Raw genomic sequence first — 24,394 nt, 5'->3', positions numbered from 1 at the left:
GAGGGATCAGCGGGCCAGACCGAGCAGGGCGTCGCGCAGCGCGGGCGCCGACGACTGCTGGGACAGCCAGATGCCGAAGAAGAGGCGGGCGTAGTCGGCGTCCACCAGCTGCGCGGTCAGTTTGCCGTTGTGGAAGAAGCTCACGTCGCCCTGGCCGTCGTGCAGGCCTAGCAGTCGGTCGCTGGCCACGACGTCGGGAAAGGCCTTCACCATCAGGCTGCGCCAACGCTTGGCCGTCGCCTCGTCGAAGGGGCCGACGCGGCGCATTTCGGCCACCGAGCGTTCTGCGATGGCCTGGCCTTCCAGGCGGCGGTCATAGATCAGCTCGAGGGCAAAGGGCTGGCGGGCGTAGTCCGCGGCGACGAAGCTGGGTGCCGTCCACAGGCGGGCCTCGTAGACGCGCAGGCCGAAGAAGCGCAGCACGCCGCTGCCCTGCAGGCGGGCCTGGGGCAGGGCGCTGCTGACTTCGGCAGGGGCGGGGGTGTCGGCGAAGGCTGGGAGCATGGTGATGGGGGTCAGGGTGGCGGCCGCCGCCAGGTGAATGCAGAGGCGGCGCTGCATCATGGGCCGGGCTTTCTCAGCGTGAACTGGATGACGTCGGTGTTGCCGGTGTCGAAGGCGGCTTCACAGTAGGCCAGATAGAAGGCCCAGATGCGCTGGAAGCGATGGTCGAACCCCTGGCGCTGCACGGCGTCGAGCTGGTCGACGAACGCATCGCGCCAGCGGCGCAGCGTCTCGGCGTAGTCGCGCCCGAAGGCCAGTCGGTTCTCGACGACGAAGCCGGCGCGGCGGGCTTCGGCTTCGAAGGCCGACGGGCTGGGCAGCAGGCCGCCAGGGAAGATGTACTGCTGGATGAAGTCCGTCGAGCGCAGGTACCGTGCAAACAGATCGTCGCGGATGGTGATGGTCTGGATGCAGGCATGGCCGCCGGGCTTGAGACAGGCATTCAGGGTCTGGAAATAGCCAGCCCAGTATTCGTGGCCGACGGCCTCGAACATTTCGATGGAGACGACGGCATCGAAGGGCTCGCGGCCGTGGCGCGCCGGCAGGTCGCGGTAGTCCATGTACAGCAGCTCGGTCTGGTCGGCCAGGCCGGCGGCCTGCATGCGCTGCTCGGCCCAGCGCAACTGCTCGGCCGAAAGCGTGACGCCGGTCAGCCTGGCGCCGAACTCGCGCGCGGCCAGCTCGGCCAGGCCGCCCCAGCCACAACCGATCTCCAGCACGCGCTGGCCCGGCTCGACACGCGCCTCGCGCAGCGCGCGGCGGTACTTGGCCTGCTGGGCGGCCAGGAGGTCGGCGCCGCGCGGGTCGCGGCCCTCGAACCAGGCCGCGCTGTAGCTCATGCTGGGGTCCAGCCAGAGTCGGTAGAAGTCGTTGCCGAGGTCGTAGTGGGCATGGATGTTCTTGGCGCTGCCTGAGCGCGAATTGCGCCGCAGCAGATGGCGCAGGCGGTAGCCGAGGCGGCCCCACCAACTGCCGTAGAGGACGCCTTCGACGTGCGTCCGGTTCAGCAGACACAGCCGCAGCAGCTCGGTCAGGTCGGGACTGTCCCAGTCCCCTGCGATGAAGCTCTCGGCGAAGCCGATGTCGCCGGCCCTGAGCGTGCGCTCGAAGACGCGCCAGTTGGCCAGCGTCAGCGTGGCGCGAGGTGCTCCCGCGCCGAGCATCTGCACTGAACCGTCAGGCAGGCGCAGCTCCAGCTGGCCGAGAGGCAGCCGCTCCAGCAGCCGCAACAGCCGGCGTGCCGCGACGGGGGGTGACTCGGGGAGGGGGGAGGCCGTGAGGGCGGTGGGGGTGCTCATGCTTATCGGCTCACGAAGTTCTGGGGGGCGGTGGGCTTGCTGAAGAAGGGCACGCGCTTGATCCACAGCCGGGCGGCCTGCCAGTGGATGCGCAGCATCACGCCCAGGGTCATGAAGGGCATGCCGAAGAGGGCGCGGCGGACATTGGCGGACGTCAGCGCAGCCAGGGCGCCGCCGACGCTGGTCTGCAGCAGCGGGCCCTGGGCGTCGTGCAGGTCCACCCGCGCGACGGTGTGGGCGGGCTGGCCGTCGGCCGTGCTCAGGCGCTCGAAGCGGAAGCTGTACTCGCCGCCCACGCCACAGAAGGGCGAGACGTGGAAGACCTTGCTGGCATGGCAGGGCCTGCCCCAGCCCAGCGCCGGTCCCGCGAGCAGGTAGGCGTGGCGTTCGCCGAAGGTGTTGTTGACCTCGGCCAGCACGGCCGCGAGCGAGCCGTCGGCGCGGTGGGCATACCAGAAGCTCACCGGCTTGAAGACGTAGCCGAGCACGCGCGGAAAGGTCTGCAGCCAGACCTCGCCGTCGGCGTCGTGGATGCCTTCGTCCTGCAGCAGCTGCTCGAACCAGGCCAGGGCGTCGTGGCCGCCTTGACCGTGGTCACGGTCCTGGAAGCTGAGCCAGCCCCGACGGTTGCGATTCAACGCGGGGCAGGGGTGTTCGCGCAGGCTGCGCAGCGGCAGCAGCAGGAAATAGCTGCGGTAGCGGAAGGCGTGCTCGACCGGCCGCAGGCGCCGGTGCCAGACGGCGCCGAAGCCGATGCAGGGCGAAGCGGGCGTGCTCACGCGGCACTCCTCTCGTCGCGAGGCACAAAGGCGCTCAAGGCCTGCAGCACGTCGTCTGCCGCCTGGAGTCCGGCGCGCAGTCCGTCTTCATGGAAGCCATAGCCGCACCAGGCGCCGGCGAACCAGGTGCGCTGCAGTCCCTGCAGTGCCGGGACGCGGCGCTGCGCCTGCAGGGCGGCGAGGTCGAACACGGGGTGGCTGTACTCGATGCGGCGGTGCACGAGATGGTCCGCGATGGGCCGTGCCGGGTTCAGCGACACGATGACGTCCTGCTGCCAGGGCAGGGGTTGCAGGCGGTTGATCAGGTAGTGCAAGCAGACCTGCGCCTGCTCGGCGGCCTCGCTGCCGGCGCGCTCGTAGTTCCAGGAGGCCCAGGCCGCGCGCCGCTGTGGCAGCACGCTCACGTCGCCGTGCAGCACCGCGGTGTTGGGCTGGTAGCGGATGGCGCCGAGCACGGCGCGCTCGTCATCGCTGGCGCCTTCGCCGAGCAGGGCCAGGGCCTGGTCGCTGTGGCAGGCCAGCACGACGGCGTCGAAGATCTCGCTGCCCTGCTGGGTCAGCAGGCGCACCTGGAGGCCGGAGCGCTGCAGGCCCAGGACGGGCGTGTTCAGCCGCGCGTCGGGCAGGCGCGCCACCATGCGGCGCACGTACTCGCGGGAGCCGCCGCGCACCGTGTACCACTGCGGGCGGTCGGTGACCTGGATCAGGCCATGGTTGTGGCAGAAGCGGACCAGCGTGCCGAGCGGGAACTGCAGCATCTGGTCGGTGGGGCAGGACCAGATGCAGCCGATCATCGGCAGCAGGTAGTGCTCACGGAAGGTGGGCGAGAAGCCCTGGGCGTCGAGGAAGTCGCCGATGGAGCCCTGCAGCGTGGCGTCCGGCGCGGTTTCAGCCAGGGTCGTCGCGAGGCGGTTGAAGCGCAGGATCTCCGCCAGCATGCGCCAGAAGCGCGGCTTGAGCAGGTTGCGCTTCTGGGCGAAGACGCTGCGCAGCGAGCTGCCGCTCCACTCCAGGCCGGCCTGGCCGTCGGCCCGCGGCACCTGCACCGAGAAGGACATGTCCGATTCGGCCGGCGTGATGCCGAGGTCGGCGAAGAGCTGGATCAGCAGCGGATAGGTGCGGCGGTTGAAGACCAGGAAGCCCGTGTCCACGCCGTGCACCACGCCTTCGAGTTCGAGGTCGACGGTGTTGGCGTGGCCACCGAAATGGCCGCCTGCCTCAAACAGCGTGACGCGGTGTTCGCCCGGAGCCGTCGCGATGCGGTGGGCCGCGGCCAGGCCCGCGATGCCGGATCCGATGATGGCGATGCGATGCATGGCGGGCCCCTTTTGAACTGAATAGGTCATGATCTGAACTCGTCAGTTCACAGAATAACCCATCAGTCTGAAATTTGCACCATCGGGTTTTCGAGACGGCCTTGCGGGTCTAGAATCCAGTCCATGAGTGCCCGTCCGTCCATCAAAGACCAACTGCTGCGCGTGCGGCAGGACGCCATCGTGGGGGCGGTGAACCGCCTCCTGGCCACCAAGGGCTATGACGCGATGACGGTGGACGAGGTCGCGGCCGAGGCCGGCCTGGCCAAGGCCAGCCTGTACAAGCTCTTCCCCTCCAAGGAGGAACTGGCGGGCGCCGCCATGGTGGGCGTGCTGGACCGGGCCCTGGCCTTCGTCGACGCCTTGCGCGGCCGGGCCGAGCAGGTCGCCGAAGGCGATGCACCCGTGCCAGCCATCGAGCAGCTCAAGGCCGTGACCCGGTGGGCCATGGCGACGCAGCTGGAAGGCGAGATGCCGTCACTGCCGGCGCACAACTCCAGCCTGAGCGCGTCGCTGCAGTCGAACGAGGCCTACATGGACCGGCTGATCTCCCTAAGCAACCGCCTCAGCATCTGGATCACCGAAGCCCAGACCAGCGGCCAGCTCAACCCGCAACTGCCGCCCGAGCTCGTGCTCTACACGCTGTTCGCACGCGCCTGCGATCCGGTCGTGGCCCTGCTCAAGGAGTCCGGGCAGTACACCCACGAGCAGATCCTCGACTGGGTGACTTCAACGACGTTTGGCGGTCTGGCCGAACCGCGCTGAAAGGCGCGGGCCAAGCCCCCGGGGCTTCGGAGGGCGCGGACCGCCGCGGAGCGTCTCAGTTGCCGTGGCGGCTCCAGGCCATGAAGGCCCATCGCATGGGCCTGCCCCCGAGGGCGGCACGTTCCGGGTTGGCCTCGTACCAGGCCTGCAGCCGCTGACGCGCCTTGCCCGTCACGGGTCCGTGCGTCCAGGCCAGCCGCTCGAGGAACGCTTCGAAGTTCTCGCAACCCGCCAGGCGACTCGGCGTCTCAATGAAGTCGACCCGCGGACTGATGCCCATGCGATGCAGCACGCCCAGCACGAGAAAATGGTCCGGCAGCGGCAGCTGCAGCGGCAGCGGCGGCGGGGCCGGGTCGAGCAAGGCGCCGATCTCGGGATCGAAGAAGTGCCCGCCCACAAGATAGGTCAGGTACACCCTCTGGCGCGCGTGGGCATGCAGCTTCTCCAGCGCGTCGCCCAGGTCACCGACCAGCGTCGATCGGGATGCGATGGCGATGTCGCACGCAGGGATGTCGCTCCAGTCGTCCTCCCAGGCTCGCAGCATCGGGATGATGTTGTCCGCCCCTGCGGCCGTGGCGTCCTGTCGCAGCTGATCCAGCATGTGCCGGCTGTAGTCCAGTGCCACCACGCGGCACGGGCGCCGCGCCAGGGGCAGTGCCGACGAGCCAGGCGCACCGGGACAGTCGTGGCGATGGCGCCATCACGAGGCCTCCGGTGCGGCGAGCGCCTGCTCGATCCAGCCCTCGATGGCTTGCGCGTCGGCCGCCAGCATCGTCGTGCCGCCACTGAAGCGCTCCCAGGCCGCCAAGTGCTGGGGCGCCACCACCGTCAGCAGCGGAAGGCCCGCGGCCATCAACGTCAGCAGCTCCTGCGTGAAGCCGGCGCCTTCCGCCTCCAGCCCGCCGAAGCGATTGCAGATGACCAGGTCGGGCGCCTGCAGCGCCGCATCCCGCAGCACCTGGCTGGCGCGCGCGAAACCCTGCGGGTCGGCGCGACAGCCCGCGGCACCGCGGCCCAGCGGCTGCGAGACCAGGTACTCGTCGAGGGTGTGAACGTCGATCAACACCATGTCGCCCGCGCACCCCACCGCGCCTTCGGTGCGGATCATCACGAGGCCGCGCACCTGGCGGCCCGCGCGCCGCTGGGCACAGGCGATGCCGGCCAGTAGCGCGTCCGCCTGCCCCCGTTGCAGGCCTTCGTCCAGGATGGCCGCGGACCTGACGGCGAAGACGTCTTGCGAATCAGAACTCATAGCGTGCGTTGGCGAACCAGGTCCGCCCGAGGGGCGAGGAAGCCGGCATCGAGCGCGTAGAGCAGGTGCGGGTCCAGCTGATGGAGCTTTGCGCGGGGCTGCGCGGTCGCGCCACGCTCCGGCGCCGCGGGCTCATGCTCGCAGCAGCGGATCGCGGCGGCCTGCTGGCCCCGGGTCGCCGCCGCGTCCATGACGGCGGCTCTGCCGGCGCTGCGTTTGAAAGGGGGCGTCAACATCAAGACCTCTTGAGTGGGACACGTTCGTTAGGATGGTCGCAATATACGGACGAATATATCGATTGCCTACCCAGTCAGATCAAGGAAACGCCACGGGACGACTGACCGCGATGGTTAAATGGGCGCGTTGAGCCCCACCGACGTCCATGCCTTCCGCTGTCAAGACCTCCGCGCCAGCGCCCGCCCCGCGTTCATCGGTGGCGGAGAAGTCCGCGTCGCGCACGTCCGCCGACCGGCCGCAATTCAGGCTCCGCATGCGGGTGACGGTGGGCGAGGCCATCGCCGTCGGGCCGGGCAAGGTGGCGTTGCTGGAGGCCGTGGAGGCGCACCGCTCCATCTCCGCGGCGGCGAAGGCGCTGGGAATGTCCTATCGCCGGGCTTGGCTGCTGGTCGACGAGCTCAACCGCTCGCTCAAGGAGCCCGCAGTGACAGCTGCGGCGGGCGGCGTCCATGGCGGTGGCACGGAACTGACGGACGTGGGCCGGCAGCTCATCGTGCTCTACCGCCGCATCGAAGAGCGGGCGATGTCGGCCTGCGAGGAAGACATCAGGCGCCTCACGGCGCTGGTGTCTGCCTGACGATCCTTCAGGCTCAGGCTCAGGCTCAGGCTCAGGCTCAGGCTCGAGCTCACGACCGGCGCCGCGGCGCCGGGTGCCTCAAGGTGCTGGAACGATCGCCCGTCAACGGCTGCCGCGCCCCGCGGCCGCCGCGCCGGCGGCCCGCGTCGCGGCGCCACCCTGGCGGCGTTTTTTCAGCCACAGATAGAGACCGCTGCCGAGGACGATGACGGTCACCACGTCGAGCAGGGCCCAGATGATTTTCATCGGCAGCCCGCCGTAGTCGCCGAAGTGCAGCGGCTGCGACAGCAGCAAGGCTGTCAGGTACCAGGGCAGGTCGGGCGCGGCAGTCACCTCCGCGCTGCGTGCGTCCACCAACACCGGCTTGAGCAGCTTGGCTGTCAGCGGTGTGTTGCCCTGCATGAAGAACGTCGTGTGGTGAGGGCTCGAGAAGGCCGTGCCGGGGAAGGCGATGAAGAGCAGACGCTTGTCCGGCTGGTGGGCCTGCGCCGCCTCCAGGCTGCGCTGCAGCGGCGCGCGCTCGGCCTCGGGGACGATGGGCTGGCCCTGATAGGGGGAGAGCAGGGCGCTGAGCTGGTCGTACTGCCAGTACTTGACGAGCAGGTCGGCCCAGGTGTTGATGACACCGGTGGCGCCCACCACCAGCGCCCACACCAGCGTGACGATGCCGAGCAGGTTATGCAGATCCAGCCAGCGGGTGCGCGGGCCGCTGGCCTGGCGCACGGCGCCGAAGTCGAGCTTGCGCATGAAGGGGGCGTAGAGCACCACGCCCGAGACGATGGCGATGACCAGCAGCAGGCCCATCAGCCCGAGAAAGAGCTTGCCGGGCAGGCCGGCGAAGAGGTCGATGTGCAGCCGCGCCATCCAGTACATGAAACCCTCGTCGTAGCGGGGTTCGGCCAGCACCTGCGCATTGCGGCCGTCGATGGCGACCGAGCGGTAGTCGTCCGTCACGTCAAGGCGGGGCGTCAGCGTCACGTACCACAGCCGCGCGTCCTCCTCGTCGGGTGAGGCGTACTGGACGACGCGGTCGGGATGGCGGGCGCGGCCGGCGGCGACCACCGCGTCCAGTGGGGCCTGACCGGCCCGTGCCTGCGGCTCGGGCAGCTCCACCGCCTTGCCGGTCAGGTGGGCGATCTCGTGCGCAAAGATCAGCGGCAGGCCGGTCAGGCACAGCAGCAGCATGAAAAGGGTGCAGACCAGGCTGCTCCATTTATGCAGCCAGGCCCAGACGCGCAGCGACCGCGCGCTCATGCCTTGCGCCCCGCAAAGCTGTGCCGGGCCATGACGAGCAGTGGCAGGCCGAGGGCAAACCAGGCCCAGGCGTCGCCCCAGTCGTCGGAGACGAGGGCGCTGACGAGCCCGGAGGCCGAGAGGAGGGCCAGCGCGACGGGCCAGGCCCAGACGCGGCGGAAGTGAACAGACATGGGATCTCCTGGGTGTCGACGTCGCGCCACGGGCGGGGCCGATCTCCGTCATCTTATTGGAATCTACATGCGAATCATTCGCATTTGTATTTATAGTGCGGGCCATTCCCCCTTTTTTTGTCAGGTTCATCCATGAAGAACACATTCGCCCTGAGCACCTGCGCCGTCGCCATCGGGGCGATGCTGGGCACGGCCCACGCCCAGGTGCCGACCGAGCAAATCGAGGCCGTCGTCGTGACCGGCAAGCGGGCCAACCGCCTGTCCAAGGGCGCCACCGGCCTGCCCATGCAGCTCAAGGACACGCCGCAGACCATCAGCACGCTCGACAAGGAGGACATGACCCACTTCGGCCTGACCGGCAGCAACGAGGCGCTGGGCCTGGCCACGGGCATCAACGTTGAGCAGTACGAAACCAACCGCGCCACCTTCAACGCCCGCGGCTTCGAGATCCAGCTGACGCAGCTCGACGGCCTGGGCATGACCAACTCGTGGGGCACCGTCGTCGGCCGCGAGGACACCTACCTGTTCGAGAAGATCGAACTCATCCGCGGCGCCAACGGGTTGCTGACCGGCGTGGGCAACGCGTCGGGCACGATCAACTACGTGCGCAAGCGCCCCACCAATGAGGACGGCGGCGAGGTCAACCTCACCCTCGGGTCCCACGGCCTCAAGCGCGTGGCGCTGGACTACAACCAGGTCCTGACCGCCGACGGCGCCTGGGCGGGTCGTCTGGTCGTGGCCCGCGAGGACAAGGACTCCTACCTGCGCGACCTGCATGACAAGCGCACCACCGTCTACGGCGTGGTGGACGGCCAGATCGGCAGCAACGGCGTGCTGACGGCGGGCGTCACGGTGGTCGACGCCCGGCAGGACTCGCCCATGTGGGGATCGCTGACGCTGGTGCGCACGGACGGCACGCAGGCGGACTTCCCGGTGGGCTCGTCCACCTCGCAGCGCTGGACCTACTGGAACACGATGTCCTACAACGCCTTCGTCGAGTACACCCACCGCCTGGCCCAGGACTGGGAGGCCAAGCTCACCTACGACGTCCGCCACGGCAACGAGGCGACGAAACTGTTCTACGCCTACACCGACTTCTCGACGCCCCCGAAACCGCTCAACCCCGACAACACCGGCCTGTCCGGCTGGCCCTACCGCAGCCTGGGCAGCACCGACAGCTCGGTGGTCGATGCCAACCTGTCAGGCCAGTTCTCGGCCTTCGGCCGCAAGCACAGCCTGCTGCTCGGCGCGAGCCGCTCCAGTGCCCGGAACACGGCGGACAGCTTCCCGGCCCTGAGCAATGCCTTCATGCCGCTGCCCGCCTTCCCGTACGACGGCAACAGCTCGCCGGAGCCGACCTGGGGGGAGCGCACCTTCGCCAGCGCCGGGGAGCAGACCCTGACCCGGCTGTACCTGGCCACGCGCATCGCGCTGAGCGATTCGCTGAAGGCCATCGGCGGCATCAACGCGGTGCGCCTGGTCCGCGGCGGCGGCTCGCGCTACGGCAGCAGCGGCCAGTTGGTGGATCCGAAGACCGAGAAGGTCAGCCCCTATCTGGGCTTCACGTATGACATCACGCCGGACCTGCTGGGCTACGTGTCCTATTCGGACATCTTCCAGGCGCAGGAACAGAGCGACGTCAAGGGCGACGTGCTGGCGCCGACCCAGGGCCGCAATGCGGAAGCGGGCCTGAAGGCGGAATGGCTGGGCAAGTCGCTGCTCACGACGGTTGCGGTCTTCGACGGCGAACAAAAGGGGCTGTCCACCTTTGCCGGCATCACGGGCAGCGGCCAGTACTACTACGTGCCCAAGGACGTGAAATCCAGGGGCTTCGAGGTGGAAGCCACGGGCCGGCTCGGCAAGGACGCCAAGTTGACCGTCGGCTACACGCAGTTGCGGCTGTCGGGCCTGGACGGCCAGGACACCTTCGAATGGGTGCCGCGACGCACGCTCAACTTCCGGGTCGATGGCCCCATGCCCGGGCTGTCGGCCCTGCGCCTGGGCCTGGCCGGTCGCTGGCAGTCCGACGTGTACAAGGTCGGCAGCGCCCGGCAGGACGCCTATTTCAAGGCGGATGCCTTCGCCGCGTACGCGCTGAACGAGCGCACGACGCTGCGGCTCAACGTCAACAACCTGTTCGACAAGAAGGCCATCGGCGGCCTGGCCTATGGCGCCATCTACACGGCGCCGCGCAACGTCGCGCTCTCGCTGAACTACCGGCTCTGAGTGCGCACGTAGTCGACGAATGCGAAGCCCAGGCCGTTCGCGCTGGTGTGGGCTTCGCGCGCGGCCTCCGTGAAGTGCTGCCGCGGCCAGTCGGGGAAGTGGCGGTCGGCGTCGGGAAAGGCGGCGTCCACCTCCGTCAGCGCCAGCTTGCTGGCTCGGGGCAGGGCCAGCGCGTAGATCTCGCTGCCGCCGATGACGCACACCTCGGGCTCGGCCGCGCAGGCGGCGAGTGCCGCGTCCAGGCTGTCGAACACCTCGGCGCCTGGCAGTCCCGTGGCACTGCGGCTGACGACGAGATTGCGCCGCCCGGGCAGCGGGCGGAACCGCGGGGGCAGCGAGTCCCAGGTCTTGCGGCCCATGACGACTGGCTTCCCCAAGGTCAGCGCCTTGAAGCGCGCCATGTCCTCGGGGAGGTGCCAGAGCAGCGCGTTGTCGCGCCCTATGGCGCCGTCCCTGGCGATGGCGGCGACCAGCGTGACCCGGCTCATGGTCGGGCGGGGGCGGAGCCCAGGGGCGGAAGGAGGGGGTTCTCTGACATGTCGTGACCGGAGGCTGCCGTGGGACGCACCGTTCGGGCCTGGACGCGGGCCGGCAGCACCCCCAGGGTCGCATCAGATTATGGCGGCCGCGCAGCGCGCGGCGGCGCCGGCAGTGCGGGTTTGCGATGATAATGATTCTCATTTGCTGGCTTGCCCGCGTCACTGCCCCAGGAGAGATCGATGACCTTTCGCCCCCGTGCCCGCTTCACCGCCCTCGCTGCCAGCATCGTTGCCCTCTGGGTGAGCGCGGCCCCGGCGCATGCCGACGGGGAGGTGACGGTCTACACGACGCGTGAGCCGGGCCTGATCCAGCCCCTGTTGGCCGCCTTCAGCGCGCGCGCCAACGTCAAGGTCAACACCGTCTTCGTCAAGGACGGCCTGCTGGAGCGGGTCAAGGCCGAGGGCGCCCGTTCGCCGGCCGACGTGCTGATGACCGTCGACGTCGGCAACCTGCTGGACCTGGTGGACGCCGGACTGGCCCAGCCGGTCAAGTCCGCGGCGCTGGAGCAGGCCGTGCCGGCCAACCTCCGCGGCGCTGACGGCCAGTGGTTCGCCCTGTCGCAGCGCGCCCGTGTGCTGTATGCCGACAAGGGCCTGAAGCTGGACAGCATCCGCTACGAAGACCTGGCCGACCCGAAGTGGAAAGGCAAGGTCTGCATCCGCGCCGGCCAGCACCCCTACAACACCGCGCTGGTCGCGGCCATGATCGCCCACGCTGGCGAAGCCCGGACGGAGCAGTGGCTGCAGGGCGTCAAGGCCAACCTGGCGCGCAAGGCCACGGGCGGTGACCGGGACGTCGCGCGCGACATCATGGGCGGCATCTGCGAGATCGGCCTGGCCAACTCCTACTACGTGGGTCAGATGAAGAGCGCCAAGGAAGGCAGCGATGCCCGCAAGTGGGGTGATGCCATCAAGGTGCTCAAGCCGACCTTCGCCTCGGCGAAGAACGGCGGCACCCACGTCAACATCAGCGGCGCCGTCGTCGCGCGCAACGCGCCGCAGCGCGCCAACGCGGTGAAGCTGCTGGAGTTCCTGGCCTCGGAGTCGGCCCAGGCGCTCTACGCCCAGGCCAACTACGAATATCCCGTGCGTGCCGGCGTGACGCTGGACCCGATCATTGCGGCCAGCATCGGCGAGCTGAAGGCCGACCGCCTGCCCATCACCGAGATCGCCAAGCACCGCAAGCAGGCCAGCGCGCTGATCGACAAGGTCGGCTTCGACCGCTGACCGGGGCTCGCGTGAAGTCCGTGCGGTCTGTCGGGCCGCTGTGGCGCGCGGCCGCCATCGTCATCGCGCTCGGCGCGATGGCGCCCATCCTCAGCCTCTTCTGGCTGGCGGCCGAGGCCGACCGCAGCCACTGGGCCTTCCTGTCCGCCTATGTGCTGCCGCAGGCGGCGATGAACACCGTCGTGCTGCTGGCGGGCGTCGGCGCGGTGGTGCTGGTGGTCGGCACCGGCACGGCGTGGCTGGTCAGCGCCTGCGACTTTCCCGGCCGCCGGGTGCTGGACTGGGCGCTGCTGCTGCCGCTGGCGATGCCCACCTACATCGTGGCCTTCGCCTACCTCGACCTGCTGCACCCCATCGGCCCCGTGCAGGGGGCCCTGCGCTGGGCGCTGGGCTACGACAGCCCGCGCGAGTTCCGGCTTCCGGACCTGCGGTCGATGGGCGGCGCGGTCTTCGTCCTCGGCTTCGTGCTCTATCCCTATGTGTACCTGACGGCGCGGGCCATGTTCATGACGCAGCCGCTGCACCTGCTCGAGGCGGCGCGGGCGCTGGGCGAGAGCCGCCTGGGCGCCTTCCGGCGTGTGGCGCTGCCGCTGGCCCGGCCCGCCATCGCCGTGGGACTGTGCCTGGCGCTGCTGGAGACGCTCAACGACATCGGCGCTTCCGAGTTCCTGGGCGTCCACACGCTCACGGTGGCGATCTACACCACGTGGATCACGCGCTCGGACCTGGGCGGCGCCGCGCAGATCGCCTGCGTGGCGCTGATCATGGTCGTCACGCTGGTGCTGCTGGAGCAGCAGGGCAGGCGGCACCAGCGCTTCGGCTCCGCGCAGCGCATGCATGCGCTGCGGCCCCGGCGGCTGGCCGGCGCTGCCGCCTGGTCGGCCACGTGTGCGGCGGCGCTGCCGGTGCTGATCGGCTTTGTCGCGCCCGCCCTCTATCTGGCCTGGGAGACCGTCAAGCGCCTGCAGTTGGGCAGCGGCGTCTCGGAGCACCTGCTCGCCAGCCTGCTCAACACCGTGACGCTGGCGGCGGGCGTCACGCTCTTCACGGTGGTCGCCGGGCTCGTCGTGGCCTGGGCCGCGCGCAACCAGGGCACGCGCCACAACGGCGACCAATGGCAGGCGCGCCTGGCGTCGCTGGGCTACGCCGTGCCAGGCACCGTGCTGGCCATCGGGCTGCTGACGCCGGCCCTGGCGGCGGACAACGCGCTGGCCGACCTGCTGGGGCTGAAGTCGTTGCCGCTGATGTCCGCGGGCATCGTGCTGGTCGTGGCCTGCGGCATCCGCTTTCTCGTGATGCCGATCGGCAGCATCCAGGCCGGGCTCTCCCGCATCCCGCCGGCCATCGAGCAAAGCGCCCGGGTACTCGGCGAGAGCGCTTCCGGCACGCTGCGCCGGGTGCACCTGCCGCTGCTGAAGCCGGCTGTGCTGACCGGCGCGCTGCTGGTGTTCGTCGACGCGATGAAGGAGCTGCCGGCGACGCTGCTGCTGCGGCCGGCGAACTTCGACACGCTGTCCACCTTGCTCTACGGCGAGGCGGCGCGCGGAACCTATGAAGAAGGCGCCATCGCGGCGCTGGCCATCGTCGTAGCGGGCTTCGTGCCGGTGGCCCTGCTGGCGCGCACCTCGCGCGCCGAAACCAAGAAGGAGGTCGCATGAGCGTTGCACTGCGCCTGGAAGGCGTCAGGCTGGGCTACGACCTGAGGCATGAGTTCCACACCGTCGTGGACGACGCGTCCCTGACGCTGGAGGCGGGGCGCATCGGCTGCCTGCTGGGGCCGTCGGGCGGCGGCAAGTCCACGCTGCTGCGCGCCATCGCCGGCTTCGAGCCGGTGCGGGCGGGCCGCATCCTGCTCGGCGACCGCGTCGTGGCCTCGGCCCAGGTCAGCGTTCCGCCGGAGCGGCGCAGCGTGGGCCTGATGTTCCAGGAGTACGCGCTGTTCCCGCACCTGACGGCCGCGCAGAACGTCGGCTTCGGGCTGAGGACGTGGCCCCGCGCCGAGCGCGACGCCCGCGTGCAGGAACTGCTGGCGCTGGTGGGCCTGGAAGGTGCCGGTCGCCGCTATCCCCATGAGCTTTCCGGCGGCCAGCAGCAGCGCATCGCGTTGGTCCGCGCGCTGGCGCCGCGGCCGGCGCTGCTGCTGCTGGACGAGCCCTTCTCCAACCTGGACGCCCAGACGCGCGAGCGCCTGATCGTGGAGGTGCGCGACATCCTGCGCGCGGCCGGCCAGACGGCGCTGCTGGTGACGCACAACGAGGCCGAGGCGGCGGTGCTCGCCGATCAGGTCAGCACGGTCCGCAACGGCAGGCTGGAACACCGCAGCACCTGAGGCCGGCGGGCGCCGTGCGAACCGGCGCGGACCTCAGACCGCCACGTCCGCCTTGATGGGGGGGTGCGGGTCGTAGCCCATCACCTCGAAGTCATCGATGGTGTAGCCGTCGATGCTCTCGGCCTTGCTCGTCAGGCGCATCGTGGGGGCAGGGCGGGGCGTGCGGCTCAGCTGCTCCCGCGCCTGCTCCACGTGGTTCAGGTACAGGTGCACGTCGCCGCCCGCCCAGATGAACTCGCCAGGTTCCAGGCCGGCCTGCTGGGCCAGCATCAGCTGCAACGCCACGGCACCGGTGAAGTTGAAGGGGGCGCCGAGGAGGATGTCGCAGCTGCGCTGGAACATCATGCAGTTCAAGCGGCCATCGCTGGTCGTGTGGAACTGGTAGACCATGTGGCACGGCGGCAGCGCCATGTCGGGGATGTCCGGCACGTTCCAGGCATGGAAGAGGATCCGGCGGCTGGCCGGGTTGTTCTTGAGCGCGTCGAGGACGCCGGCGATCTGGTCGTGCTCGCGGCCGTCTGCCCCCAGCCAGCGGCGCCACTGCTTGCCATACACCGGGCCCAGCTCGCCCCAGCGGGCGGCAAACGCGGCGTCTTCGATGATGCGCTGCTCGAAGGCGTCCTGCGTGAGGGACTCGCCCGTCGCCTGACGGAACTTGGCCAGCGGCCAGTCCGTCCAGATGCGCACGTTCTCCTGCAGCAGCGGCCGGATGTTGGTGCCGCCGGTGAGGAACCACAGCATCTCCTTGACCGCCGTCTTCCAGTACACGCGCTTGGTAGTGAGGATGGGGACCTGACCGCCGCCGAGCGGGAAGCGGCACATCGCGCCGAAGACCGACAGCGTGCCCACGCCGGTCCGGTCCACCCGCTTGTCGCCGTTCTCGAGGATGTGGGCGAGGAGGTCGAGGTACTGGTGTTCCGGCAGCCGCATGCCAAAGGCCTTCTTGTGAGGGGGAGCGGGCGGAATTATCGCTGGCGGGGGGGCGGGTGCCGCCCGGACCAGGGCGGCATGCCGGCCCGGCGCGCGCGCCGTCGCCCGCGTGGGGTTCAGTCCGCCAGGATGACGTTGAGGATCCGGCGCATGACGGGCGCCATCTGCGTCGACAGCGCCGCCATGTCCGGCCGGCGCACGCTGAGGACCGTCAGTCCGTTGAAGAGGGCCCCGAGCATCAGCGCGCGGCCCTGGATTTCGTCGGGCGGCAGCGCATCCGCACGCGCGCCCAGGCTGAGCCGGATCAGCTCCTGCGCCTTCTGGGTCACCAGGGCTTCGCTGCGGTGCACCACGGCGGCGAGCTTGGGGTTGCGGCTGGCCTCGGCCAGCACTTCCAGCTGCAGCGCGGACTTGGCCACGTGGCTGTGCTCGTCGATGGCCTGCTCCGTGGCGGCCAGCATCTTCTGCAGCAGGTCGCCTTCTTGCTTGAACTCGGCGATGCGGTCCAGCACCTCCTCGCAGTCCCGCTCGACGATGGCCGCGATGACGTCGTCCTTGTTCTCGAACAGGTTGTAGATGTGGCCCGGGCTCATGCCCGCCGTCTTGGCGATCTCGGCCATGCTAGCGGCGTGGAAGCCGCGCCTGCGGAAGCACTCGGCGGCGGCCTCCAGCACCTGCTGGCGGCGGGCGAGGGTGCGGTCGGACGGGGAGGCGGTCATGGCGGCGGCGAAGTCGGTCAGGACGCGGATTGTCTGTCGCCTGGGCGGTCGCCCTGGCCCCCACCCAGGGCCTTGTACAGCGTCACCCGGTTGACCTGCTGGGCCAGCCGGGCCGCGATGAGGCCCTGCTGGGCGCCGTACAGCGAGCGCTGCGCGTCCAGGGTGGCGAGGCGGTCGTCCAGCCCTTGGCGGAAGCGGGCCTCGGCCAGGCGCAGTGCATCCTGTGTCTGCGCGACGAGCCGCTGCTGCGACGCGATCTGCTGGTCCAGCGTGGCACGCTCGGCCAGCGCGTCGGCGACTTCACGGAAGGCGGACTGGATGCTCTTCTCGTACTGCGCCACCGCGATGTCGCGGTCCACCTCGGCGATCTTCAGGTTGGCCCGGTTGCGCCCGGCATCGAAGAGGGGCAGCGTCAGCTGCGGCACGAAGCTCCACATGCCGGTGCCGGCGCGGAACAGGTCGTCCAGGGCGGGGCTCGCGCTGCCGGCGCTGGCCGTGAGGCTGATGCGCGGGAAGAAGGCCGCGCGGGCTGCGCCGATGTTGGCATTGGCGGCCTGCAAGCTGCGCTCGGCCTGCTGCACGTCCGGCCGTGCCAGCAGCACGTCGGATGGCAGGCCGGCCGACAGCTCGGTGGTCTGGGTGACGGGAGCGTCCGTGCCGCTCACGGGCCATTGGCCCGCTTGCAGCGGCTGGCCCACCAGCAGCTCCAGTGCATGGCGGTCCTGGGCGACCTGGCGGGTCAGCGCAGCGAGGTCGGACTGGGCGGTCTCGGCCGCGATCTCGGCCTGGCGCAGGTCCAGCGTGGAGGCCACGCCGGCGCCCTGCAGGCGCTGCGTGAGGCGCAGGCCGTCCTGGCGCGACAGCAGCGTCTGCTCGGCCAGGTGCAGGCGCTCCTGGTCGGCCGCCAGCGTCAGCCAGCCGCCGGCCACGGCCGCGACCAGGCTGATCTGCGTGCTGCGGCGGGCATCCTCGGTGCCGAGGTACTGCGCCAGCGCCGCGTCGCCGAGGCTCTTCACGCGGCCGAACAGGTCCAGCTCGTAGGCGCTGATGCCCAGCGTGCCGGTGTACTGGCGGGTGATGGTGCCGCCGGGCGCGCGCGTCGCGGTCTGGCCCAGGCCTGCATTGACCGTGGGCAGCCGGTCCGCCTGCTGCACGCCGTACTGCGCCTGGGCCCGCTGCACGTTCAGCACGGCGACGCGCAGGTCGCGGTTGCTGGCCAGCGCCTGCTCGATGAGCTGCTGCAGCCGGGGGTCGGTGAAGAACTCGTGCCAGCCGATGTCGGCGGCCTGGGTGTCGGCCGTCGCCTGCGGCACGGGCCACTGGGCCGCCACCGGCGCGTCAGGGCGCTGGTAGGTCGGGGCGAGGCTGCCACAGCCCGCCAGCGCGAGGCTTGCGGCCAGCAGCGTGGGAAGGAAGAACTTGCGGCTCATCTCAATGGCCCTCCAGGGCTTGGGTCGTGGCGGCGGGGGCGGGCGGCGTCGCGGTGCGTGCCGGGAACCAGCGCCGCACAGCGACGAAGAAGACGGGCACGAAGAAGATGCCCAGCACGGTGGCGGACAGCATGCCGCCCAGCACGCCGGTGCCGATGGCGTTCTGGCTGCCGGAGCCGGCGCCGGTGGCGATGGCCAGTGGCAGCACGCCCAGCGCGAAGGCCAGCGACGTCATCAGGATGGGCCGCAGCCGCAGGCGCACGGCCTCCAGCGTGGCGCTGACGGCGTCCTTGCCATGCTCCATCTGCTCCTTGGCGAACTCCACGATCAGGATCGCGTTCTTGGCCGACAGGCCGATGGTGGTGAGCAGGCCCACCTGGAAGTACACGTCGTTGGACAGGCCGCGCAGCGTGGCCGCCAGCAGTGCGCCGATGACGCCCAGCGGCACCACCAGCATCACGGAGAACGGGATGCTCCAGCTCTCATAGAGCGCGGCCAGGCACAGGAACACCACCAGCAGCGACAGCGCGTACAGCATGGGCGCCTGGTCGCCGGTCAGGCGCTCCTGGTAGGACATGCCCGTCCAGCTCAGGCCCACGCCGGTGGGCAGCTGCGCGGCGATCTCTTCCACGGCCTTCATGGCCACGCCCGAGCTCTTGCCGGGCGCGGCGCCGCCCAGCACTTCCACGGCGGGGAGGCCGTTGTAGCGCTCCAGGCGTGCCGGACCCTGCTGCCAGTGCGCCGTGCCGAAGGCCGAGAAGGGCACCATCTGGCCGGCGGCGTTGCGCACGCGCCAGCTGTTCAGGTCGTCGGGTTGCATGCGGTAGGCCGCGTCGGACTGCATGTAGACCTTCTTCACGCGGCCGCGGTCGATGAAGTCGTTGACATAGGCACCGCCCCAGGCGGTGGACAGCAGGCTGTTGATGTCGGCTACCGACACGCCCAGGGCACCTGCCTTGGCCGTGTCCACGTCCAGACGCAGCTCGGCGGCGTCCTCCAGGCCGTTGGGACGCACGGCGGACAGGCGCGCGTCCTGGCTGGCCGCGCCCAGGAACTGGTTGCGCGCGGCCACGAGGGCATCGCGGCCCACGCCGGACTGGTCCTGCAGGTAGACGTCGAAGCCGCTGGACGTGCCCAGGCCCGGCACCGCGGGCGGCGCGAAGGCGAAGGCCGACGCGTCGCGGTACTGCATGAAGGTGCCCATCGCGCGGCCGGCCACGGCCTGCACGCTCTGGCCCTTGCCCTTGCGCTCGCTCCAGTCCTTGAGCTTCACGAAGCCCATGGCCATGTTCTCGCCGCGGCCGGCGAAGCTGAAGCCGATGACGGAGAACACCGACTCGACGTTGTCCTTCTCCTGGGTGTGGAAATGTTCCTCCACGCGCTGGAGCACCTCCAGCGTGCGGCCCTGCGTGGCGCCGGACGGCAGTTGCACCTGCGTGAACAGGATGCCCTGGTCTTCGTCGGGCAGGAAGGACGTGGGCAGGCGCATGAAGAGCACCGCCATGCCCGCGACGATGAGGCCGTAGACGATGAACTGGCGGCCCCAGCGGCGGATCATGCCCGCCACGATGCCCTGGTAGCCCTGGGCGGTGGCGTCGAAGCGGCGGTTGAAGGCGCCGAAGAAGCCGCGCGTGGCCGGGCCGTGGCCGGGCTTGAGCAGCGTGGCGCACAGCGCCGGCGTCAGCACCAGTGCGACGAACACCGACAGCACCATGGCCGACACGATGGTGATGGAGAACTGGCGGTAGATGACGCCCGTGGAGCCCCCGAAGAAGGCCATAGGCACGAACACGGCCGACAGGACGAGGGCGATGCCCACCAGCGCGCCGGTGATCTGGGTCATGGACTTGCGCGTGGCCTCCAGGGGCGACAGACCCTCCTCGGTCATCACGCGCTCGACGTTCTCGACGACGACGATGGCGTCGTCCACGAGCAGGCCGATGGCCAGCACCAGGCCGAACATGGTCAGCGTGTTGATGGAGAAGCCCGCCGCGGCCATGACGCCGAACGTGCCCAGCAGCACCACCGGCACCGCGATCGTCGGGATCAGCGTGGCGCGGAAGTTCTGCAGGAACAGATACATCACGAGGAACACGAGCACCACGGCCTCGATCAGCGTCTTCACCACTTCGTGAATGGAGACCTCGACGAACGGCGTGCTGTCGTAGGCGATGACGGCCTTCATGCCCTGGGGCATGAACTGCTGCAGGCGCTGGATCTCGGCCTCGACGGCCTTGGCCGTGGACAGCGCGTTGGCGCCGGTGGCCAGCTTGACGGCCAGGCCCGCGGCGGGCTTGCCGTTGTAGCGGGCCACGGTGGCATAGCTCTCCGCGCCAAGCTCCACGCGGGCCACGTCACGCAGGTGCACGGTGGCGCCGTCGGCGGCCGTCTTCAGCACGATGTTGCGGAACTGCTCAGGCGTCTGCAACCGGCTCTGCGCCGTCACGGTGGCGTTGAGCTGCTGGCCCACGTTGGCCGGGGCCGCGCCCAGTTGTCCGGCGGACACCTGCGCGTTCTGGGCCTGAATGGCGCCGGACACGTCGGCCGGCGTGAGGCCGTGCTGCGTCAGCTGGTTGGGATTGAGCCAGATGCGCATGGCGTACTGCGCCCCGAACAGCTGGGCCTCGCCCACGCCTTCCACGCGGCTCAGCGGATCCAGCACGTTGGCGGAGACGTAGTCGGACAGGTCCACCTGCGCCAGCTTGCCGTCCTCGGACACGAAACCCACCACCATCAGGAAGTTGCTGGTGGACTTGACCACCTGCACGCCCTGGCGCTGCACTTCCTGCGGCAGCAGCGGCGTGGCCGACTGCAGCTTGTTCTGGACCTGCACCTGGGCCGTGTCGGGGTCGGTGTTCGCGGTGAAGGTCAGCGTGATGCTGGCGTTGCCCTGCGAGTCCGAGGTGGACGACATGTAGGTCATGCCGTCGATGCCCTTGAGCTTTTGCTCGATGACCTGGGTGACGGTGTCCTCCAGCGTCTTGGCGGACGCGCCGGGGTAGCTCGCGTTGATGGAGATCTGCGGCGGCGCGATGCTCGGGTATTGGGAGACCGGCAGCGTGCGGATGGACAGCGCGCCGGCCAGCATGATGACGATGGCCAGCACCCACGCAAAGATGGGCCGGTCGATGAAGAAACGGGACATGGCAGCGACCTCCGATCAGCGGGCCAGCGCAGCCGATGCCGCGATGCCGGCGGCCGGCGCGGCCGCGGCCTGAACCGGCGCTCCGGGGCGCAGGCGCTGCAGGCCGTCGACGATGAGCTGGTCGCCTGCCGCCAGGCCCGAGGTCACGAGCCACTGGCCGTTGACGACTGCGCCGGTCTGCAGCTGGCGGGCCTCGGCCTTGCCGTCCTTGCCGACCACCATGGCCGTCGCTTGACCCTTCGGGTCACGCTGCACGGCCGTCTGCGGTGCCAGGATGGCCTGGGCCTGCACGCCGCTTTGCACCTGCGCGCGCACATACATGCCGGGGAGCAGCTGGCGCTTGGGGTTGGGGAACTGGGCGCGCAGCGTCACGCTGCCGCTGGCCGGGTCCACCTGCAGCTCGGAGAACTGCAGCTTGCCTTCGATCGCATAGGTGCTGCCGTCTTCCAGCAGCAGCTTCACGCGCGCCTGGCCGGCGGCGTCGCGCTGCAGCCGGCCTTCGGCGAGATCGCGCTGCAGGCGCAGCAGCTCGGCGCTGGTCTGCGTGACGTCCACGTAGATGGGGTCCAGCTGCTGCAGCGTGGCCATGGCGCCGGCCTGGTTGGCCGTGACCAGTGCGCCCGGCGTGACCGCCGAGCGGCCGATGCGTCCGGCGATCGGGGCGCTGACGCGAGTGCGGTCCAGGTCGATCTGGGCGGTGCGCACGGCGGCGGTGGCGGCGGCAACGTCGGCCTGGGCCTGCTTCAGCGCTGCCTGCGCGTCGTCGCGCAACTGCTTGCTGACGGCGTCGATGCCGGCCAGCTCGTCGTAGCGGCCGGCCTTGAGCTTGGCCGACGTCGCATTGGCCTCGGCCTTGGCCAGAGCGGCGCGGGCGCTGTCCAGCGCCGCCTGGTAGCTGGCGGGGTCGATCTGGTAGAGCAACTGGCCGGCCTTCACGTCGCTGCCCTCGGTGAAGGCCCGCGTCTTGACGATGCCGTTCACCTGCGGACGCACCTCCGCGGTCTGGTAGGCCACCGTGCGACCGGCCAGCTCGGCACTGAGTTCCACGCGCTGCGACTGCAAGGTCACGACACCCACCTTGGCGGCCGGCGGGGCGGCGCCGGGCTTTGCGCCCTGGGATTCGGCCTGTCCACAGGCGCTGAGGGAGAAGGCGGCGATGACGGCGACCGCCAGGGTCAGCAGCGTGAACGCCGGCATGCCGAGCGAGGGGCGGGTGGGGAATTTGGGCATGGGCAGGACTCGTTCTTGGAAGGGCCGGACACCACGCGCTCCCCAGGGGCGCCGCGCGAGTCTCAGTCGGTTGCATTGTCTGAATGAACATTCATTCTATTCGCAAGACGTCAATTGACAAGAAAAGAATGAATGACCATTCAGCAACGTGGGGTCATTGGAGGACAGGCGGGGCGGTCGGGGCGGCCTGACATCGTGGCTGTCCGGGTCCCCGGAATCCCTGAAACCGGCACCGTTCAGACGAGCGGGCGCCCGCCGTCGGCCCTCCCTGAAACCGGCTGCCGGGCGCCGGGGGCCAAGGCAACGCGGGGGCCTGGCCCGATCACCTCGGCGTGTCGGGCATGCGCGAACCCGCGCTTTTGCCTTGTCGAAGGGGCCGCCTCTGGGCGTTACTGCTCTGGACAATGACTCGCCGGGGCGCGCTCGGGAATCTTGCCGCAATGGGCCGCAATGGGCCGCAATGGGCCGCGAAAGGTCTGCGAGAGGCCAGCGAACGGCAGCTTGGCCTGGAAGCTCAAGCACCCGACGGACCTGGCGGTGGCTGAAGGGACGTGCTGCCGTGCCAGCGAGATGGTCGACCTGCCGGTCGGCCATGCGGCCAGGGGCTCACGCCACCGTCACACCACCATCACGATGGTGACGACGGTGCCGACAGACTGCCGCGCGAGCTTGCCTGTTGCTGTTGAACGAGCGCCAGTACTCAGCGCTTGGCGCGCAGCGTGATGACCTTCAGGTGAGGATCCCGACGAATGTCGCCCTCGGTGAAGGGAAGATTCACCCAGCCGTAGTTGGAGAACAGCCTTGTCATGTCTGCGTAATGCGGGCTGGCCGGATCGCTGGACTGCGAGTAGGTCAGCACCGCGCGCGCTTCGGGACCCCTTGGGGTGAAGGTCACCGACTGGATGTAGCTCGATCCCGCGCCGATCTGCGCGTAGCCCACGCCAGGCACGATGCTCGCCGGGCTGATGGCGTTGTAGACGCCCGAGACACCCGAGCCGCCGTGGATGGGGAGACGTTTACCGTTGCGCGTCTCGAACTGCACCTGGCCCCAAGGGCGGTCGAGCGGAATGCCGTTGACGGCAAAGAACTGTACCGTCGCCCCCAGCTCGCTCATGACGCGGGCCACGACAGCGGCATTGCCGGTGTTCAGGCCGCGCGGCGTGTTGACCGGATCAGCCGGGTTGAAGGGCATGGCGTAGATGCCGTCCACGCTGGCGAGGCGTCGCCACAGCTCGGTCCACACGTGCGCGCCCACGCTGCCGGTGTTGTTGCGCCGGTCCCAGCCGGCCAGCACGGCACAGGCTGGCGCCACGTTCACCGGTTGGACGCCGACGTTCACGGTGTTCGACTGCGAGCCGCAGAGTTGCAGCACCCCGTCGAGCATGATCTCGGCGCTGTAGTGGCGATTGCGATAGAGGACGTCCTGCAGCCACTGGCGGTTGAAACCGGATCCCGGCAATTGGTCGGTGCCGGCTTTGCGCTGTTCGATCTGCGTGATGCCCAGCCGGGTGCGGAACGCCTGTGGCGTGTTCTCGTCGGTGCCGATGATGGGCGAGAACCCCACCAGCGGCTGCGCGGCGTTGGCCAACCAGTAGCTGTCGTTGGAGTTCTGCACGTAGTCGCGGCGCATCAGCCCGGGCATGCTGCCCGCGCCGAAAATTCCCGCCTCGGGGGCGTCAGCGTCGGTCCCCAGGTCACAGGCCGACCTGGAGCCGTCCAAGCTGTACAGCCGCTGGCTGTTCAGCGCCGCCGAGATGGGGCTGGCAACGCAGGCCGCAAGCCGCGCCGCCGAGGCGTTGGGCATCGAGCCGATGTCAGCGTAGAACACATTGCCCGCACTGTCGGCCGCGACCGTGTTGACCCACGGCAGCCCGACATGCCGGCGTAACACAGCGGAGAACTCGTCGAGGTTGCGGGCCGTGCCCATTTCGCGGTACTGGCGGAAGACGCGCGCGTTTTCCAGGTTGACGTCGGTGAGCGCAAAGGCACGGGTGGGCGTCCAGGCCGCCACCGCGGCCGGCGCCACCACCGGGCCGTAGCGTGTCATCCAGAAGGTGAAGCTCGTCTTGGCCACGCTGCCGTCGGCCTGGCGCACGTCGACCTTGACGGTTTCGGGCGTCATCGCAACGACGGCACCGTCCACCACGTAGGCCGTCGGGTTGCCAGGCGCGATGGCAAGCTCGCGCAGCACGAAACGGCGCGCGGTGGAGACGGTGTGGCTCCACGCGACATGGCGGTTGAAGCCGATGTTGACGAGGGGGAATCCGAAGATGGAAGCGCCCATCGCGTCGTAGCGACCGGGGATCGTGAGGTGCACGGCGTAGAAGCGCTCGATGCCCTGCCAGGGGAAGTGCGGGTTGCCCAGCAGCGCACTGGCGCCGCCCGTGAGGTCGCCGCCCAAGCCGACGGCGTTGCTGCCGAAGTGCTCGACGTTGAAGTCAGGCAGTTCTGCCGGGTCGATGGCGGC

22 protein-coding genes are annotated in these 24,394 nt (G+C 69.7%); 6 read left to right on the top strand and 16 right to left on the bottom strand.

What is annotated here, in order from left to right; translation table 11 throughout:
- Positions 1-6: 6 nt before the first annotated feature.
- Genes VGF12_RS21055 through VGF12_RS21040 form a run of 4 tightly spaced genes read right to left on the bottom strand, consistent with a single transcriptional unit; the run spans position 7 to position 3,897 of the window.
- Entirely contained in the window at positions 7-564 is a 558-nt protein-coding gene (locus VGF12_RS21055; RefSeq protein WP_414710171.1) for a chalcone isomerase family protein, read from the bottom strand.
- Entirely contained in the window at positions 561-1,802 is a 1,242-nt protein-coding gene (locus tag VGF12_RS21050) for a cyclopropane-fatty-acyl-phospholipid synthase family protein (protein WP_331178008.1), read from the bottom strand. Before VGF12_RS21050 ends, VGF12_RS21055 begins: the two co-directional genes overlap by 4 nt.
- Positions 1,803-1,804: 2 nt before the next feature.
- Positions 1,805-2,581, bottom strand: a complete 777-nt coding sequence (locus VGF12_RS21045) for a DUF1365 domain-containing protein (RefSeq protein WP_331178007.1) — start codon at positions 2,579-2,581, stop codon at positions 1,805-1,807.
- Positions 2,578-3,897 carry an NAD(P)/FAD-dependent oxidoreductase gene (locus VGF12_RS21040; protein WP_331178006.1) on the bottom strand — a complete coding sequence of 440 codons (1,320 nt, stop codon included), beginning with the start codon at positions 3,895-3,897 and terminating at the stop codon, positions 2,578-2,580. Before VGF12_RS21040 ends, VGF12_RS21045 begins: the two co-directional genes overlap by 4 nt.
- 123 nt (positions 3,898-4,020) lie before the next feature.
- Here VGF12_RS21040 and VGF12_RS21035 point away from each other — a divergent pair, with 123 nt between their 5' ends.
- Positions 4,021-4,659 carry a helix-turn-helix domain-containing protein gene (locus VGF12_RS21035; protein WP_331178005.1) on the top strand — a complete coding sequence of 213 codons (639 nt, stop codon included), beginning with the start codon at positions 4,021-4,023 and terminating at the stop codon, positions 4,657-4,659.
- 55 nt (positions 4,660-4,714) lie between these two features.
- Here VGF12_RS21035 and VGF12_RS21030 read toward each other — a convergent pair whose 3' ends face one another.
- The 3 genes from VGF12_RS21030 to VGF12_RS21020 all read right to left on the bottom strand — a co-directional run bounded on the left by VGF12_RS21030 (position 4,715) and on the right by VGF12_RS21020 (position 6,147).
- Complete coding sequence (locus tag VGF12_RS21030; RefSeq protein WP_331178004.1) at positions 4,715-5,260, bottom strand: hypothetical protein; 546 nt, start codon at positions 5,258-5,260, stop codon at positions 4,715-4,717.
- A 99-nt stretch (positions 5,261-5,359) separates the two neighbouring features.
- On the bottom strand, positions 5,360-5,911 hold the full coding sequence (locus VGF12_RS21025; protein ID WP_331178003.1) for a DUF2478 domain-containing protein: 552 nt from the start codon (positions 5,909-5,911) through the stop codon (positions 5,360-5,362).
- Positions 5,908-6,147: a hypothetical protein gene (locus VGF12_RS21020; protein WP_331178002.1), complete on the bottom strand. Its 240-nt coding sequence runs from the start codon at positions 6,145-6,147 to the stop codon at positions 5,908-5,910. The genes VGF12_RS21025 and VGF12_RS21020 overlap by 4 nt, the downstream gene beginning before the upstream one ends.
- 146 nt (positions 6,148-6,293) lie before the next feature.
- On the opposite strand from VGF12_RS21020, the gene VGF12_RS21015 reads away from it, so the two are divergent.
- Entirely contained in the window at positions 6,294-6,725 is a 432-nt protein-coding gene (locus VGF12_RS21015; RefSeq protein WP_331178001.1) for a ModE family transcriptional regulator, read from the top strand.
- A 102-nt stretch (positions 6,726-6,827) separates the two neighbouring features.
- Here VGF12_RS21015 and VGF12_RS21010 read toward each other — a convergent pair whose 3' ends face one another.
- Positions 6,828-7,979, bottom strand: a complete 1,152-nt coding sequence (locus tag VGF12_RS21010) for a PepSY domain-containing protein (protein WP_331178000.1) — start codon at positions 7,977-7,979, stop codon at positions 6,828-6,830.
- A complete protein-coding gene (locus tag VGF12_RS21005; protein WP_331177999.1) occupies positions 7,976-8,152 on the bottom strand; it encodes a hypothetical protein in 177 nt (58 codons plus the stop codon). The genes VGF12_RS21010 and VGF12_RS21005 overlap by 4 nt, the downstream gene beginning before the upstream one ends.
- Positions 8,153-8,284: 132 nt before the next feature.
- Here VGF12_RS21005 and VGF12_RS21000 point away from each other — a divergent pair, with 132 nt between their 5' ends.
- Positions 8,285-10,378: a TonB-dependent siderophore receptor gene (locus VGF12_RS21000; protein WP_331177998.1), complete on the top strand. Its 2,094-nt coding sequence runs from the start codon at positions 8,285-8,287 to the stop codon at positions 10,376-10,378.
- On the opposite strand, the gene VGF12_RS20995 is transcribed toward VGF12_RS21000, so the two are convergent.
- On the bottom strand, positions 10,366-10,866 hold the full coding sequence (locus tag VGF12_RS20995) for a dihydrofolate reductase (protein WP_331177997.1): 501 nt from the start codon (positions 10,864-10,866) through the stop codon (positions 10,366-10,368). The genes VGF12_RS21000 and VGF12_RS20995 overlap by 13 nt on opposite strands.
- Positions 10,867-11,097: 231 nt before the next feature.
- On the opposite strand from VGF12_RS20995, the gene VGF12_RS20990 reads away from it, so the two are divergent.
- The 3 genes from VGF12_RS20990 to VGF12_RS20980 all read left to right on the top strand — a co-directional run bounded on the left by VGF12_RS20990 (position 11,098) and on the right by VGF12_RS20980 (position 14,473).
- Positions 11,098-12,144, top strand: coding sequence for an extracellular solute-binding protein (locus VGF12_RS20990; RefSeq protein ID WP_331177996.1), 1,047 nt, complete (start codon positions 11,098-11,100; stop codon positions 12,142-12,144).
- 77 nt (positions 12,145-12,221) lie between these two features.
- Positions 12,222-13,802, top strand: coding sequence for an iron ABC transporter permease (locus VGF12_RS20985; RefSeq protein WP_331178033.1), 1,581 nt, complete (start codon positions 12,222-12,224; stop codon positions 13,800-13,802).
- The gene (locus VGF12_RS20980) at positions 13,799-14,473 is read left to right on the top strand and encodes an ABC transporter ATP-binding protein (RefSeq protein ID WP_331177995.1); all 675 of its coding nucleotides are present in this window, start codon (positions 13,799-13,801) and stop codon (positions 14,471-14,473) included. The genes VGF12_RS20985 and VGF12_RS20980 overlap by 4 nt, the downstream gene beginning before the upstream one ends.
- Before the next feature lie 33 nt (positions 14,474-14,506).
- Here VGF12_RS20980 and thyA read toward each other — a convergent pair whose 3' ends face one another.
- The 6 genes from thyA to VGF12_RS20950 all read right to left on the bottom strand — a co-directional run.
- On the bottom strand, positions 14,507-15,403 hold the full coding sequence (thyA, locus tag VGF12_RS20975; RefSeq protein WP_331177994.1) for a thymidylate synthase: 897 nt from the start codon (positions 15,401-15,403) through the stop codon (positions 14,507-14,509).
- A gap of 116 nt (positions 15,404-15,519) precedes the next feature.
- Positions 15,520-16,122, bottom strand: coding sequence for a TetR/AcrR family transcriptional regulator (locus VGF12_RS20970; protein ID WP_331177993.1), 603 nt, complete (start codon positions 16,120-16,122; stop codon positions 15,520-15,522).
- A gap of 17 nt (positions 16,123-16,139) precedes the next feature.
- A complete protein-coding gene (locus tag VGF12_RS20965; protein ID WP_331177992.1) occupies positions 16,140-17,552 on the bottom strand; it encodes an efflux transporter outer membrane subunit in 1,413 nt (470 codons plus the stop codon).
- Position 17,553: 1 nt separating this feature from the next.
- Complete coding sequence (locus VGF12_RS20960; RefSeq protein WP_331177991.1) at positions 17,554-20,697, bottom strand: efflux RND transporter permease subunit; 3,144 nt, start codon at positions 20,695-20,697, stop codon at positions 17,554-17,556.
- A 15-nt stretch (positions 20,698-20,712) separates the two neighbouring features.
- Positions 20,713-21,927 (bottom strand): efflux RND transporter periplasmic adaptor subunit, encoded by a 1,215-nt coding sequence (locus VGF12_RS20955; RefSeq protein ID WP_331177990.1) that lies wholly within the window; start codon positions 21,925-21,927, stop codon positions 20,713-20,715.
- A 700-nt stretch (positions 21,928-22,627) separates the two neighbouring features.
- Positions 22,628-24,394: penicillin acylase family protein (locus VGF12_RS20950; protein WP_331177989.1), on the bottom strand; the 1,767-nt coding region annotated here is incomplete at its 5' end.

Origin of the sequence: Roseateles sp. (assembly GCF_036404855.1) — a bacterium.
Lineage (GTDB): Bacteria > Pseudomonadota > Gammaproteobacteria > Burkholderiales > Burkholderiaceae_C > Pelomonas.
Note: the sequence above shows the minus strand (reverse complement) of the source record. Positions and strands in the feature narration are given on the sequence as shown.